The 13,899-nt window shown below is 67.8% G+C and carries 13 protein-coding genes; 3 read left to right on the forward strand and 10 right to left on the reverse strand.

Going from position 1 to position 13,899, the window contains the following annotated elements; genetic code table 11:
• The first annotated feature begins 145 nt into the window (after positions 1–145).
• Entirely contained in the window at positions 146–1,603 is a 1,458-nt protein-coding gene (locus DK389_RS18470; protein WP_109896552.1) for a short-chain fatty acid transporter, read from the forward strand.
• A 193-nt stretch (positions 1,604–1,796) separates the two neighbouring features.
• Here DK389_RS18470 and DK389_RS18475 read toward each other — a convergent pair whose 3' ends face one another.
• The 8 genes from DK389_RS18475 to DK389_RS18510 form a co-directional block, all read right to left on the reverse strand.
• Positions 1,797–2,180, reverse strand: a complete 384-nt coding sequence (locus tag DK389_RS18475; protein ID WP_109891697.1) for a DUF423 domain-containing protein — start codon at positions 2,178–2,180, stop codon at positions 1,797–1,799.
• 7 nt (positions 2,181–2,187) lie between these two features.
• Positions 2,188–2,841 (reverse strand): ribosome biogenesis GTP-binding protein YihA/YsxC, encoded by a 654-nt coding sequence (yihA, locus tag DK389_RS18480; protein ID WP_109891699.1) that lies wholly within the window; start codon positions 2,839–2,841, stop codon positions 2,188–2,190.
• Positions 2,842–2,890: 49 nt separating this feature from the next.
• Positions 2,891–4,735 carry a membrane protein insertase YidC gene (yidC, locus tag DK389_RS18485; RefSeq protein WP_109891701.1) on the reverse strand — a complete coding sequence of 615 codons (1,845 nt, stop codon included), beginning with the start codon at positions 4,733–4,735 and terminating at the stop codon, positions 2,891–2,893.
• The gene (gene rnpA / locus DK389_RS18490; protein WP_109891703.1) at positions 4,725–5,261 is read right to left on the reverse strand and encodes a ribonuclease P protein component; all 537 of its coding nucleotides are present in this window, start codon (positions 5,259–5,261) and stop codon (positions 4,725–4,727) included. The genes yidC and rnpA overlap by 11 nt, the downstream gene beginning before the upstream one ends.
• 46 nt (positions 5,262–5,307) lie before the next feature.
• The gene (gene rpmH / locus DK389_RS18495; protein WP_012253788.1) at positions 5,308–5,442 is read right to left on the reverse strand and encodes a 50S ribosomal protein L34; all 135 of its coding nucleotides are present in this window, start codon (positions 5,440–5,442) and stop codon (positions 5,308–5,310) included.
• A gap of 202 nt (positions 5,443–5,644) precedes the next feature.
• Entirely contained in the window at positions 5,645–6,190 is a 546-nt protein-coding gene (locus DK389_RS18500; protein WP_109891705.1) for an adenine phosphoribosyltransferase, read from the reverse strand.
• A 381-nt stretch (positions 6,191–6,571) separates the two neighbouring features.
• The gene (locus DK389_RS18505) at positions 6,572–7,366 is read right to left on the reverse strand and encodes an inositol monophosphatase family protein (RefSeq protein WP_109891707.1); all 795 of its coding nucleotides are present in this window, start codon (positions 7,364–7,366) and stop codon (positions 6,572–6,574) included.
• Between the two features lie 172 nt (positions 7,367–7,538).
• The gene (locus tag DK389_RS18510) at positions 7,539–8,753 is read right to left on the reverse strand and encodes an NADP-dependent isocitrate dehydrogenase (protein WP_109891709.1); all 1,215 of its coding nucleotides are present in this window, start codon (positions 8,751–8,753) and stop codon (positions 7,539–7,541) included.
• Positions 8,754–9,037: 284 nt separating this feature from the next.
• Between DK389_RS18510 and DK389_RS18515 the strand changes: the two genes are divergently transcribed.
• Positions 9,038–9,811: an RNA methyltransferase gene (locus DK389_RS18515; protein ID WP_109896554.1), complete on the forward strand. Its 774-nt coding sequence runs from the start codon at positions 9,038–9,040 to the stop codon at positions 9,809–9,811.
• A 51-nt stretch (positions 9,812–9,862) separates the two neighbouring features.
• Positions 9,863–12,193, forward strand: a complete 2,331-nt coding sequence (locus tag DK389_RS18520) for a putative bifunctional diguanylate cyclase/phosphodiesterase (protein WP_109891711.1) — start codon at positions 9,863–9,865, stop codon at positions 12,191–12,193.
• Here the strand turns inward: DK389_RS18520 and DK389_RS18525 are convergent.
• Positions 12,190–13,482, reverse strand: coding sequence for an O-acetylhomoserine aminocarboxypropyltransferase/cysteine synthase family protein (locus DK389_RS18525; protein ID WP_109891713.1), 1,293 nt, complete (start codon positions 13,480–13,482; stop codon positions 12,190–12,192). The genes DK389_RS18520 and DK389_RS18525 overlap by 4 nt on opposite strands.
• Positions 13,483–13,515: 33 nt before the next feature.
• Positions 13,516–13,899 (reverse strand): response regulator, encoded by a 384-nt coding sequence (locus tag DK389_RS18530; protein WP_109891715.1) that lies wholly within the window; start codon positions 13,897–13,899, stop codon positions 13,516–13,518.

Below are 13,899 nucleotides of genomic sequence, written 5' to 3' on the forward strand. Positions count from 1 at the left end.
GCGGAATGTCAGGGGATCAGCCACCACGGGCCGTCCCGGCGCTTGAGACCCGAGCCGGCCTCCGCGACACTGGTGCCGTGGGCCCGAGTTTCCCTCGCGCCCGGACGAGGCGCCGATGCAGAACCAGCCGACCGACACCAACCGCATGACCGGCGAGCACCCGTCTCCGCCTCCCGGCGCGGCGGCGACACCGCGCCAGGAAGGCCGCTTGGCACAACTCGGAATCCGCTTCACCGCCTGGGCCGAGCGCTGGTTCCCGGACGCCTTCATTTTCGTCGCCATCGCAGTCGTGATCGTGGCGCTCGGCGCCCTCCTGAACGGCGCTCCGGCGATGGCGGTCGCCAAGAGTTTCGGCGACGGCTTCTGGAGCCTGATCCCCTTCACCATGCAGATGGTCTTCGTCACGATCGGCGGCTACGTCGTGGCGACCTCACCGCCTGTCCAGGCCCTGATCGATCGTCTCGCACGCCTACCGACGACCGGACGCGGTGCCGTCGGCTTCGTCGCCGCCGCCACCATGCTGTCCTCGTTCCTCAGCTGGGGCCTGAGCCTGATTTTCGGCGGCCTCCTGGCGCGTGCCCTCGCGCGTCGCGCGGACCTGCGCATGGACTACCGCGCGGCCGGTGCTGCGGCCTATCTCGGCCTCGGCGCCACCTGGGCCCTGGGCCTCAGTTCCTCGGCCGCGCAGCTCCAGGCGAACCCGGCGAGCCTGCCGAAGGCTCTTCTCGCCATCACGGGCGTGATCCCGTTCAGCGAGACGATCTTCCTCTGGCAGTCGATGCTCGTCGCCTTGATCCTCTTCGTGATCTCGGTCGCTATCGCCTACATCTCGGCACCCGGGCCGACGAATGCGGTGACGGCGGAGGATCTCGATGTCGACGTTGCCAGGGAGAGCGATGATCTCGGTCGCCCGAAACAGCCAGGCGAGTGGCTGGAGCATTCGCCGATTCTCACGGTGCTGCTCGTCGCCATCGCGGCGGGCTGGATCGTCCAGGAATTCGCGCGCCAATCGTGGATCACCGCGATCTCGAACCTCAACACGTACAACCTGCTGTTCCTGACGCTCGGCCTCCTGTTGCACTGGCGCCCGAAGCGCTTCCTTGTCGCGGTGGCGCGCTCGGTGCCGGCGACCGCCGGCATTCTGATCCAATATCCCCTCTACGCCGCGATCAGCGCCATGCTGACGGGTGCCAAGAACGGTGCCGGAGTCTCGGCTTCGGACGTGATCTCGCACGCCTTCGTCAGCCTGAACACGACCGGCAGCTTCCCGCTCGCGATGGGCGTCTACTCGGCGGTGCTCGGGTTTTTCGTGCCCTCCGGCGGTGGCAAATGGCTGCTGGAAGCGCCCTACGTGATGCAGGCCGCCAACGAGTTGCAGGTCCATCTCGGCTGGGCAGTCATGGTCTACAACGCTGCCGAGGCGCTGCCGAATCTGATCAACCCGTTCTGGATGCTTCCCCTCGTCGGGATCCTCGGCCTGAAGGCCCGAGACATCGTCGGGTTCAGCTTCCTTCAGCTCCTGATTCACCTGCCGGTGGTGTTGTTCCTGCTCTGGGCGCTCGCCTTCACATTGACCTACCATCCACCGGTCATGCCCGGCTAAAATCGGCGCTGCGGGGCGTAAGAAGTCTCGCGCAGCAGGTGCCGCAGCCTAGTGCGTGAGCGTCCGTTCTCGTCGGACGCTCACGTTCATTTATCGAAGCCGATTCCTCGCCGACGATGTGGCCGGCCTTGCCCGGGCGCCGAGGGCACAGGGATCCGGCAGGCGTGCCGAGGTGATCTCGGCGGCCTGAGCCTCAGCGCGCGGTCCGCGGTAGGAGCGGCGCGAGGAGAGCGATGAGCCATCCGAGCATCAACAGGACGCCGCCGCTCGGTGCCGCCATCGGGAAGAGCGGAACCTGTACGAGCGCCCGCAGGGTGAGATCCCCGCAGAACAGGGTCAGGCCGAGGAGCAGGGTCGCAGCGGCGATCTTGGCGAGAACCGGGCCGACGAAGCCGCTTCGGCCGAGGCTGACCATCGCGAGAATGGCTGGCGCGTGAAAGAGAAGGAACTGCGCTGCGATGCGAAGGGACTCGCTCTCAGTTGGCCTGTGCGCGGCGGCCGCGCTGCCAGCGACGCCGAGGAGGCCGGCGAGAGCGGCCAAGGCGACGAGGAGACGATCGGGAAGGGTGGGCGCCATCGCGCAATCAGCCGCCGTGCTCGGCGATCAGTCGGGCGATGCTCGCTCGAAGCTCAGGGATACCGCGGGAATCGCGGCTCGAAGTGAGGAGAACCTCGGGATAGGCGGCTGGGCGTCGCGAGATCGCAGCCTCGATATTGTGGGTGCGGGCCTCGATTTCCGACTTCTTGAGCTCGTCACCTTTCGTCAGGACGATCTGATAGCTGACCGCCGCCTTGTCGAGACCGTCGAGGATGTCGGTATCGATCGCCTTGAAGCCGTGCCGGCTGTCGATCAGCATGAAGACGCGAGAGAGGTTCGCGCGACCGCGCAGATAGGCGTGGATCAACTCCGTCCACGCCGCGACCTTGGCCTTCTCGACCGCCGCGAAGCCGTAACCCGGCATGTCGACGAGGGTCAGCCGGCCGCCAATGTCGAAAAAATTGAGCTGCTGCGTGCGACCGGGCGTGTGCGAGGTCCGGGCGAGCGTGGTTCGCCCTGTCAGCGCGTTGACCAAGCTCGACTTGCCGACGTTCGAGCGGCCGGCGAAAGCGATCTCGACGCCCTTCATTGGCGGTAGGCTGCCGAGGGAGGGCGCGGCCGAGAAGAAGTCGGCCGAGCCCGCGAAGAGCAGGCGGCCGGCCTCGATGAGGGTCGGATCGATGTCGGAGGAATCTGTCATGGTGCGAACCGGGCCGCGGCTGCCGCCGCAGCCCTCGATGTTCTCGCGATCAGCTCTTGGCCGCCGCCTTCTCCGACGCGGATCGGCGGAACGTGCCCTTGAGATTGTCCCAGAGTTCCACCTTCACCCCGTTACGCCGCATGATGACGTATTGCTGGATCACCGAGAGCAGGTTGTTCCAGGCCCAGTAGATCACCAGACCGGCTGGGAACGATCCCAGCATGAAGGTGAAGATGATCGGCATGAAAGTGAAGATCTGCGCCTGGACCGGGTCCGGCGGCGCGGGATTCATCTTCATCTGGACGAACATCGTGATCCCCATGATCAGGGGCCAGATGCCGAGGTGGATGAAGTCCGGCGCGGCGAAGGGAAGGAGGCCGAACAGGTTCAGGATGCTCGTCGGATCGGGCGCGGCGAGATCCTGGATCCAGCCGAAGAACGGCGCATGCCGCATCTCGATCGTGATGAAGAGCACTTTGTAGAGCGCGAAGAAGACCGGGATCTGGATCAGGACGGGCCAACAACCCGCGACCGGATTGATCTTCTCCTTCTTGTACAGCTCCATCATCGCCTGCTGCTGCTTCATCTTGTCGTCCGCGTAGCGCGTGCGGATCGACTGCATCTCCGGCTGAACGGCCTTCATCTTGGCCATGGAGACGTAGGAGCGGTTGGCGATGGGCAGAAAGAAGATTTTCAGGATGAGCGTCACGACCAGAATCGAGACGCCGAAGTTGCCGAACAGGTGGAAGAAGAAATCCAGCGCCCGGAACATCGGCTTCGTGATGAAGTGGAACCAGCCCCAGTCGATCATAAGGTCGAACTGCTTGATGCTCAGGTCCCGCTCGTAGGCGTTGATGGTGTTGACCTCCTTGGCGCCTGCGAAAAGACGCTGAGTCGATACGACGCTGGCGCCGGGCTCAACGTTGCGCGCATCGGCGCGCACGCTCGCCTGATAGACCTTGGTCGCGCCCTCGGAGCGCTCCGTGAAGGCACCCGTGAAGGCCGATCCCTGGTCCGGGATGGCCGCCGCCGCCCAGTACTTGTCCGTGATGCCGACGAAGCCGCCGGTCACGTTCGGCCAAGCCTTGCCCCTCGTGGTCGGGCCGCCGTAGGCCGGTTCCTTGGCGAGATGGTCGTAGGTGTATTCCTGCAGGCCGTCCGCGCCGAGCACGCCGATCAGGCCCTCGTGCAGCACGTAATACCCTTGGGTGTGCGGCTTACCCCACCGCGAGACGAGGCTGTAGGGATAGAGGGTGAGCGCGTTCGCGCCCTTGTTCTCGACCTCGTCCCGGACCGTGAACATGAACTTGTCGTCGACCGCGAGGATGCGGCGGAACGTCAGGCCGGCCCCGTTCTCCCAGCTCAAGGTCACGGGCTTGCCCGGGGAGAGCACCTCGCCGTCCGCCTTCCAGAGCGTCTCGTTCGTCGGCAGCGGACCCGCGTTCTGTCCCACCCAGCCGAACTCGGCGTAGTAGGGCGTCTCCGTACCGGCGGGCGAGAACAGGACGATCCGAGGGCTCTTGTCGTCCACGGTCTCGTGGTAATTCTTGAGCGAGACGTCGTCGATGCGTCCACCCTTCAGGGCGACCGAACCGGACAGAGCCGGGGTCTCGATGCGGATGCGGGGCGAGCGGGCGAGTGCCGCCTCGCGCGATTCGGGCGCGCCCTGGTTCGGCAGGGTGCCGGGGGCCGGCGCTGCGGGGCCGCCCTCCTTGGGGCTGGGCGAGGGGATGCCGTCCGGCGTGACGCCGGGGCTCTGCTGCGCGGCCTGGTTCTGCGCGGCCGTCTGCCGCTGCTGGTCCACGCGGGGTGCAGCGACGAAGTAGTTCCAGCCGAGCAGGACCACGAGCGACAGCACAATCGCCACGATCATGTTGGTCTTGTCATTGCCCATCGCTGGATCCGTCGCACGCGTGTCTGAGGGGGGAGGGGAGGCGAGCGCCGTCCGACTCCGTCGCTCGCGGCCGGGTATCGGTTCGCGAGCCATCCGTTCGTGGAGGTGTGGGTCCACCGCTCCCCGCGCCAGGGGCGCGGCCCTGCACCCGATCGGGCTTCGGCCCGCGCGGCTTCGTCACCGCGGCGAGCGCACGGCGCAAGTCGGCCTTCAAGGTCTCGAAAGGCGCCGTGAGCGCCGGGCGGCGCGCGATCAGCACGATGTCGGCGGAGATCACCGGCGCGTCCTCGGCCACGGCATCGACGGCCTCCCGCAGGCGCCGGCGGATGCGGTTGCGCTCGGTCGCGTGACCCACCCGCTTGGTGATCGTGAAACCGAGATGCAGTCCCGTTGCGGGCACACCGTCGCGCAGCTCACCCGATTCGCGAAGACGACCCTGAGCCGTCATTCGCTCGGTATGGAAGCGGCGGCCATCCGCCGCCGCCAGGAAATCGGCCCGCCGCCGCAGCCGTTCGATCGTCGCCACGGGCGCGGGACCGTCAGGCGCACCGCGAGCGGCGCGCCGGTCCAGATTACGCCGAGAGGCGCTTGCGGCCGTGCGCGCGGCGGGCCGCGATGACCTTGCGGCCGCCGGCGGTCGCCATGCGGGCGCGGAAACCGTGACGGCGCTTCCGCACGAGCTTGCTCGGCTGATAGGTTCTCTTCATGGCTCAAGGCCTCCAAAGGTCGAGGCGCGATCGCGGGCGGCAGGTTCCGCGCCGGACCTTCGCGTCCTGAAATTGTCTGCAAGCGCGAAGGGCGCCCAAACGGGGCGCCACGTCGCGACGAGGCGGCTTATGGCGGAAGGGGTTTCCCGAGTCAACGCTCGCCGCGGGGGCAGACGCCCCTCCGAGCCTCTCGAACGGGCTCTCAATGCCCCTCGAATTCCATCAGCGTGCGGACCGGAACGCCGAGGTCGCGCAGGCGCTGCGCACCGCCGATCTCCGGCAGGTCGATCACGAAGCAGGCGGCCACCACCTCGGCGCCCGCCTGCCGCAGCAGGCTCACGGCCGCCATGGCGGTGCCGCCCGTGGCGATCAGATCATCGACCAGCACCACACGGTCGCCCGGGTTTATGGCGTCGACATGGATCTCGATCTCGTCGGTGCCGTATTCCAACGCATAGGCCATTGAGACCGTCTTGTGCGGGAGCTTGCCCTTCTTGCGGATCGGCACGAAGCCCGAGGAGAGCTGGTGGGCCACCGCGCCGCCGAGGATGAAGCCGCGCGCCTCGATGCCCGCAACCTGGTCGATCCGCCCGCCCGCGTAAGGATGAACCAGCGCGTCGACGGCGCGGCGGAAAGCGCGCGGGTCGCTGAGCAGCGTGGTGATGTCGCGGAAGATGATGCCGGGCTTCGGGTAGTCGGGAATCGAGCGGATCGATTCCTTCAGGGCGACGTGGCGGCGGGCGTCCATGCGGGGTGCTTTCTCAGAGGTCGGCAGCGCGGGTTTTGGCAGAAGCCGGGCGCGCTGGCCAGCTTGACCCCGGAGGCCACCCGAGGAGGATGTCGGGCCCTCGCCCTTCACCTTGGCCGGGCCGTGCATCTGCGGCCCCAGCCATCCTAGCCGGGACGGTGTGCTCGGTGTGCTCCCGGCTCTCCTGCCGGGACGTTGCCCATGCCGCGCGCTCCGGACTGTTTCGGCTATGCGTTCCAAAGCCGGCGGGCGCGTTCGCCCCGCCCTTGCGCTCGATGATGCGGATCTGCTGGGCCCGTGCCGTGTCGCCGGCCCTGGACGCCGCCGGTCTCGGGCCTGTGTCCAGGGCCAACCCGGCAGCGGACGTGCCGTTTTGGGCGTTCAGGCGCTGCACTTGCGCAGGATGCCGACCAGTTCCCGGTGCAGCACCTCGTTGCCGCTGGCGACCGAGCGCGCGGCCAGCGGTTCGGCGGCGCCGTCTGCGGAGGTGACGAAGCCGCCGGCCTCCCGGACCATGATGACGCCCGCCGCCATGTCGTAGGTCTGCAGGTCGCGCTCCCAGTAGAGGTCGAGCCGGCCGCAGGCGACGTAGGCGAGGTCGAGGGCGGCCGAACCGAGGCGGCGCGTGCCGCCCGTCACCGCCATCACAGCGGCCACCTCGCGCAGGAGGCGCGGATGGTTGCCGCGCCCGAGATAGGGCGTACCGTAGGCGGCCAGCGCATCGGCGAGGTCTGCGCGGCCGGAGACGCGCAGGCGCCGGTTGTTCAGGTAGGCGCCCTTGCCGCGCTCGGCGACGAACAATTCGTCCTTGATCGGATCGTAGATGACGCCGGCAACGATCTGGCCGTCCCGCTCAAGGCCGACCGAGATCGCGAAATGCGGGATGCCGTGCAGGAAGTTGGTGGTGCCGTCGAGAGGGTCGACGTGCCACGTGTGGCTCTTGTCCTGGCCCTCGATGATCCCGTTCTCTTCGAGCACCAAGCCGTAGCCGGGGCGAGCCCTCATCAACGCGTCGCGCAGGACCTCCTCCGCCTTGCGGTCGGCCGCCGAGACGAAATTGCCGGGACCCTTGCGGGAGACCTGGAGGTTCTCGACCTCGCCGAAGTCGCGCTTCAGGCCACGCGCAGCCTTGCGCACGGCATCGACCATCACGGTCATGAGGGGGGAGGAGATCATCGCTGTTCGAACGCTCGCCGGGATCTGAGTGTTGGCGCGGGTTTAGCGCAAACGGCGAAAAGATCGACCCCGGCGGGCGGCGGGTCGGCCATGCGGACCGACCGGATGCGGAGCGGCCCGCACTCCGGATGGGGGAGGGGCCGTCCGGGGTGTCAGACGCTCTCGCGCCGCCTCACTTCGACATCGCGGTGCGCAGGTTCTCGTCGATCTTGTCGAGGAAGCCCGTCGTCGAGAGCCAGCGCTGCTCAGGGCCGACGAGGAGGGCAAGATCCTTCGTCATGAAGCCCGCCTCGACCGTGTCGACGCAGACCGTCTCCAGTGTCGTCGCGAAGGTCGCGAGCGCGGCGTTGTCGTCGAGCTTCGCCCGGTGACTCAGGCCCCGCGACCACGCGAAGATCGAGGCGATTGAGTTCGTCGAGGTCTCCTTGCCCTTCTGGTGCTCGCGGTAATGGCGGGTCACGGTGCCGTGGGCGGCCTCCGCCTCCACCGTCTGGCCATCGGGCGTGAGCAGCACGGAGGTCATCAGGCCGAGCGAGCCGAATCCTTGCGCCACCGTATCCGATTGCACGTCGCCGTCGTAGTTCTTGCAGGCCCAGACGTAGCCGCCGGACCACTTGAGCGCCGAGGCTACCATGTCGTCGATCAGGCGGTGCTCGTAGAGGATGCCGGCCGCCTCGAAGCGCGACTTGAACTCGTTGTCGTAGACTTCCTGGAACAGGTCCTTGAAGCGGCCGTCATAGGCCTTGAGGATGGTGTTCTTGGTCGAGAGATAGACCGGGTACTTCCGGTTGAGGCCGTAATTCATCGACGCGCGCGCGAAATCGCGGATCGAGTCGTCGAGGTTGTACATCGCCATCGCGACGCCGCCCTCGGGGAACTTGAAGACCTCCTTCTCGATGACGGTCCCGTCCTCGCCCTCGAACTTGATCGTCAGACGGCCCTTGCCCGGTACCTTGAAGTCGGTGGCGCGGTACTGGTCGCCGAAGGCGTGGCGCCCCACCACGATCGGTTGGGTCCAGCCGGGCACGAGGCGCGGCACGTTCCGGCAGATGATCGGCTCGCGGAAGATGACGCCGCCCAGGATGTTGCGGATCGTGCCGTTCGGCGACTTCCACATCTCCTTGAGACCGAATTCCTTCACTCGGGCCTCGTCGGGCGTGATCGTGGCGCACTTCACGCCGACGCCGTGGCGCTTGATGGCGTTGGCGGCATCGACCGTGACCTGATCGTTGGTGGCATCCCGGTGCTCGACGCCGAGGTCGTAATAGTCGAGATCGATATCGAGATAGGGATGGATCAGCTTGTTCTTGATCTCGGACCAGATGATCCGGGTCATCTCGTCGCCGTCGAGTTCGACGACGGGGTTCGCCACCTTGATCTTGTCCATGATCGCCTGCGCCTTCCTGGTCCTGAGACTGGCCTTGAGCCCGCGGGCGGCGCTCTCGCAAGCGGGATGCCGCGCTCGGCGCCGTCCATAGCGCGCTGCAGCGCATCGTGGAAGGTTGCGGCCGCCCAGGTTCCGCTGACAAGCTCAGGGCGTTGTCAGCGATGCCGCTCCAGCCGATCCGGCGGCGAGGCCATCATTGATCGCCAGTGGATTCCGCAATGCGGAACGCGCAGAAGGTCACCCGAGGCGCCGATGGCCGGCGCCGCAATCCATACATGAAGTCGATGAGCCTAGAGATCCCGTCGGGCATCGCCCCCGCCATCATCCTCGTCGAGCCGCAACTCGCCGAGAATATCGGCATGACGGCCCGCGCAATGGCGAATTTCGGCCTGTCCGAATTGAGGCTCGTCAACCCGAAGAACGGCTGGCCGAAGAAGGGCGTCCGCGAGGCGGCCTCCGGCGCAACGCATGTCCTCGACGCGGCCCGCATCTTTGCCAGCGTGCCGGAAGCGATCTCCGACCTGAACTACGTTCTGGCCACCACGGCGCGCGAGCGCGGGCAGATGAAGCGGGTGATGGGACCGGACGAGGCCATGACCGAGGTCGCCTCCCGGGCGGATCAGCGCGTCGGGATCCTTTTCGGCCGCGAGCGCGTGGGCCTCACGAACGACGAGGTGTCGCTCGCCGACGCCATCGTGACGTTCCCGGTCTCGCCCGACTTCCCCTCGCTCAACCTCGCTCAGGGCGTCCTTCTCACGGCCTACGAGTGGCGGCGCGCTGCGGGCCGGGCCCGGCTGCCCTTCTCCGGCGAGATGCATTCACCGCCGGCGACCCGCGCGGCGCTGATCTCGCTCTTCGAAAGCTTGGAATCGGCGCTCGACCGGGCGGGCTACTTTCCCGCCGACAAGCGGGAGATCATGGCCCGCAACATGCGCGACATACTGCACCGAATGGCGATGACCGAGCAGGACGTGCGCACGCTCCGAGGCGCCCTGCGCGCGCTCATATTACCGCGCAGCCGCGGCGGGACCGACGACGGTGCCTCCCGCCTAGGTTGATCCGCCTGCATTAACGGGGCCTGCAGATTTAGGCCGGACAATCCGTCCATCATGGATCGTCCGACCCTCAAGACCATCAGCGGCGAGCTCGCCTCACCGGAGCGCGAGGCTGAATTCCAGCACGAGCGCCTGCCGGAGACGCTGCGGCACGCGCGCCTTCTGTTCGGTCTGTCGATCGTTCTCAACTTCAGTTTCCTGGCAAGCGACTGGCGCTTCTTCGGAGACCCGCACTTCGTCGTGGCTGTCCCGGCCCGGCTGGGCCTCGTCGTCGCGTCGATTCTCTGCCTGGGCATTGCACCCTCCGTCCGCAGCTTCCCCGCCCTGCAGCGCCTGATGCTGGCCTGGGAGACCGCAGCCGCCATCAGCGTCGCGCTCCTCGTTTCGTCGCGGTCCGACATCGCGCTCTTCGTCGTGCTGCTCCTTCCGGCCATCTTTCTCCTCGTCGTTCCGACGAGCTTCCGCTGGACCGTGGCGGTCGGCCTCGGCACATCGGGCCTTCTGCTCCTCAGCTACATGCTGCCGCCGCCGCTGCCGCAGACCGCGCTCGGCCTCGTCCTTGCCGCCGCGATCGCGAACGCCGCGCTGCTCCTCGTCGTGGTGCGCTCGAACCGGTTGCGGCGCCTCGAATGGCTGGCGGTCCAGGCCGAGCGGAGTGCCCACGAGAGACTCGTCGAGAGCCGCCAGCTCTTCGAGACCCTGTTCAAGGCAGTCCCGATCCCGGTCAGCGTGACGGACCTGGCGAACGGCGAGATCGTGAGCATGAACGACGCGGCCATGCGCTTCTTCGGCATGGACGTGGCCGGGGGGCCGGCCTCCCTCACGACACGCGACCTTCTCGGTCTACCCGAGCGGCGGCGTTTGCAGGCCGAACTCGATTGCCACGGGACGGTCCGCGATCTCGAGGTTCCCGTACGCGCGGTCGGCGGCGTCGCGCACGACGCGCTCGTTTTTGCCGACCGGGCCGAGATCGGTGGCCGGGCCTGCGTGATCGCGAGCCTCGTCGACATCACCAGCCGCAAGGCTGTGGAGGAAACGATCCGCGAGGCGGCCCATCACGACGTGCTGACGGGGCTGCCGAACCGCGCTTTGTTCCAAACGACGCTCGACGACGCCCTGCGGCGTGCCGAAGACGACGGATCACGCGTCGGCCTGATCCTCCTCGATCTCGACGCCTTCAAGGAGGTCAACGACACCCTCGGTCACGATGCGGGCGACCTTCTCCTGAAGGAGGTCGGGCGCCGCCTGTCCCACATCGTCGGTCCGCGCGACCTTGTGGCACGCCTCGGCGGCGACGAGTTCGTCGTGATCGCCTGCGGCGAGGACGATCTCGGCGCGCCGAGCCGGCACGTTCACGAGGTCGCGCAGGCGATCATCGACGGGCTGATGCTACCGATCGCGATCGGCGGGCGCAGCGTCTCGCCGCGGGCAAGCCTCGGCGTCGCGCTCTTCCCCGAGCACGCCCGCACCAGCGCAGACCTTCTCACGGACGCGGATCTCGCGCTGTACGCGGCCAAGGCCGCCGGCCGCAATCGCATGACCGTGTTCGCGCCAGCCCTGCGCGCGAGCATCGAGGAGCGGGTGACCGTCGCGCGCGAGATCCGCGCTGCCCTCGACGAGGGCTGGATCGTGCCCTTCTACCAGCCGAAGGTGAGCCTCAAAACCGGTGCCGTCGTCGGCTTCGAGGCGCTGGCCCGCTGGCGCCACCCGACCCGCGGCCTCCTCTCGCCCGCCGCCTTCGCATCCGTCTTCGACGACGCCGAGATCGGCGCGGCACTGGGCTTCAGCATCGCCGAGCAGGTCGCTCGGGACATCCGCAACTGGGTCAGCCGCGGATTCGATCCGGGCCGCATCTTCGTGAACCTGTCGACCGCTCAATTCGCGGAGGAGGATCTGGCGGGCCGCCTGCTCGCGATCCTGTCCGAGGCGGAGGTCGAGGTGGCGCGCTTCGGCGTCGAGGTGACGGAGACGGTTCTGATCGGCGGCCAGGGCGAGCGCGTCGCGCAGACGCTGGAGCGCCTGCACGCGGCGGGAGTCCGGGTTGCCCTCGATGATTTCGGAACGGGCTACGCCTCGCTGACCCACCTCAAGCGCTTCCCGGTCGATGAGATCAAGATCGACCGGAGCTTCGTCAACGACCTCACGCACGACGCGAACGATGCGGCGATCGTGACGGCCGTACTCCAGCTCGGGCGCAGCCTGGGCCTCGACGTCACCGCCGAAGGCATCGAGACGCCGGAGCAAGCCGCCTTCCTGCAGGCGGGCGGCTGCACCTTCGCGCAAGGGTACCTCTACGGCAAGCCGGTGGCGGGCAGCCGCGTCCCATGGATCCTGGCACGGGCGGCGCCCGAGGATGATCCCCTGCCGCTCGCGGCCGCCGGCTAATCGACCCGGTCGAGCGCCTGCTCGATATCGGCGATCAGATCCTCGACGTTCTCCAGGCCCACCGAGAGACGGACCGTCTCCGGGCCGACGCAGGCGGCGGACTTCTCCTCCGCGCTGAGTTGCCGGTGCGTCGTCGTGGCCGGATGGATCGCGAGGGATTTGATCTCGCCGATGTTCACGAGGTGCGAGATCAGCTCCAAGCTCGTGATGAAGGTCAGCGCTGCCGGCTCTCCGGCCTTCAGGGCGAAGGTGAAGATCGAGCCCGGGCCCTGCGGCACGTAGCGCGCGGCGAGTTCCTCGCCGGCCTGTCCCGGAAGACCAGGATAGCTCACCCACGCGACCTTCGGATGATCCTTCAGGTAGGCGGCTACCGCGCGGGCATTGGCGCAATGCCGCTGCATCCGCAGGGGCAGCGTCTCGATGCCGGTGAGCGTCAGGAAGGCGTTCATCGGCGAGAGGCCCGGCCCCAGGTCGCGCAGGCCGAACAGGCGGCAGGCCACCGCGAAGCTGATCTCGGGGAACCGCTCGGAGACGACGAGCCCGTCATAGTCCGGCCAGGGCTCTGTGATCAGGTTGTAGTGGCCGGCCTTCGTCCAGTCGAAGGATCCGGCGTCGCAGATGACGCCGCCGATGGTCTGGCCTGAGCCACCGAGGAATTTCGAGGTGGAGTGGACGACGATGTCGGCGCCGTGCTCGATCGGCCGGATCAGGGCCGGCGAGGCGAGCGTGTTGTCGACGACGAGGGGCAGCCCGTGCCGGCGCGCCACGGCCGCGATGCCCTCGAGATCCATCACGGTGGCGCAAGGGTTCACGATCGACTCGCAGACGATCGCGCGCGTCTCCGGCGTGATGGCGGCCTCGAAATCCTCCGGGCTCAAGCCGCCGGCGAATTGCGGCTTCAGGTCGTAGCGCCCGTCGAGGCGACGCATCAGGCCGAGCGAGCCGCCGAACAGACGCGGCGAGGCGACGTAGGCATCCCCGCTCTTCATCAGCGTCATCAGCACGAGGAGCACCGCCGACTGGCCCGACGACACGGCGACCGCAGCCTTCGCGCCCTCCAGCGCCGCGACCCGGCGCTCCAGCGCGGCGACCGTCGGATTCGAGCCGCGGGAGTAGGAGAAGCCCGTGCGGCGCATCGCGAAGATGTCCGCGGCCTGCTCGGTCGAATCGAAGACGAAGCCGTTCGTGAAGTAGATCGGCTGGGCGCGCGCGCCGGTCGCCGGATCGGGCGCGGCGCCGGCATGGATCGCCTGGGTGGCGAAACGGGGAGAACGGGGACGGGCGGACATCTCGGGAACTCGCGCTTCGCTCGGGCGAGAAGGTCAGGCGGCGCGGCGGACGCAGGCGCGCAAGGTCCGCACCAGGGTCGTCGGCTCGTAGGGCTTGGGAATGAAGCGCGCGCCGTCCGGCATGTCGTTGGGGCCGGGCGTGCCCATGCCGGAAACCACGAGGACCGGTATCCCGGGCCAGCGGTCGGCGACGAGGCGGGCGAGGGCGAAGCCGTCCATCGAGCCCTGAGGCATGTCGACATCGGTCATCAGGACTCCGACGTCGTCGCGATTCTCAAGCACCTTCAAGGCTTTGTCGGCGTGCGTGGCCTCAAGGACCGTGAAACCGGCATCCGCGAGCGTGTCGGAGGCTTCCATCAGGAGAAGTCCGTCATCCTCGACGAGAAGCACGACTGGTTGCTCGGGGTTGTCAGTCAT

The sequence above is a fragment of the Methylobacterium durans genome (genome assembly GCF_003173715.1).
GTDB classification, from domain to species: Bacteria; Pseudomonadota; Alphaproteobacteria; order Rhizobiales; family Beijerinckiaceae; genus Methylobacterium; species Methylobacterium durans.